Raw genomic sequence first — 1,083 nt, forward strand, 5'->3', positions numbered from 1 at the left:
AAGACACGATTCTGGCCTCAACCAAGACCCTGACCACCCATCAGAACCCGGCAGACGGCGCCATGGAAGGTGCCGCGCGGGTGATGGCGCAATCGGGGCGTTCTCTGGGGGAAGTGACTGGCTTCATCCATGGCACCACGCTGGCCACCAATGCGCTGATCGAGCGACGCGGGGCAACGGTGGCGACGGTGACCACGGAAGGGTTCCGGGACATTCTGGAAATCGCCTATGAGCGGCGCTATTCGCAGTATGATATCAACCTGGAAAAGCCCGATCTGCTGGTGCCGCGGGAACGCGCGCTGACCATCCGGGAGCGGATGTCGGCGACAGGCGAGGTGCTGATCGGCATGGAGGACAGCACGGTTGAGGCGCTGATCGCGGAGCTGGACTCCTGCGGCGCCGATGCGGTGGCAATCTGCCTGATGCATTCCTACGCCAACTCCGATCATGAACGCTGGCTGCGGGATGTTCTGGCGGTGCGCCGTCCGGGCCTGACGGTCTCGATCTCCTCGGATGTCAGCCCCGAGGCGCGGGAGTTCGACCGGCTCTGCACCACGGTGGCCAACGCCTATATCCAGCCGCTGATGGAGAGCTATCTGGCGCGGTTTGCCGAGCGGTTTGCGGCAGAGGGCGTGACCTGTCCGATCCTGATGATGACCGCCGGCGGCGGCATGTGCACCATCCGGACCGCGGCGCGGTTTCCGATCCGTCTGGTGGAGAGCGGCCCGGCGGGCGGCGCCATTCTGGCCGCGCGCATTGCGGCGCAGGCGGGGCTGGAGGAGGTGCTGTCCTTTGACGTTGGCGGCACCACCGCCAAGCTGTGCTTGATTGATGGCGCCCGCCCGCAGACCTCGCGCCAGTTCGAAATCGCCCGCGCGGCGCGGTTCATCAAAGGGTCCGGCATGCCGGTGCGCATCCCGGTGATCGAGATGATCGAAATCGGTGCCGGCGGCGGCTCCATCGCCGGGGTGGACCGGCTGGGGCGGCTGACCGTGGGGCCGAAGTCGGCTGGATCTGAGCCTGGCCCGGTGGCATTCGGGCGCGGCGGCACGGAACCGACTGTGACTGACAGCGACATTACGC

The 1,083-nt window shown here is 66.8% G+C and carries 1 protein-coding gene; it reads left to right on the plus strand.

The window, feature by feature from the left end; all coding sequences use genetic code 11:
- Window positions 1–1,083 (plus strand): hydantoinase/oxoprolinase family protein (locus tag A2I95_RS41415; RefSeq protein WP_291738088.1); only part of this gene is annotated, 1,083 nt, incomplete at both ends.

The sequence above is a fragment of the Leisingera sp. F5 genome, from assembly GCF_001593695.1.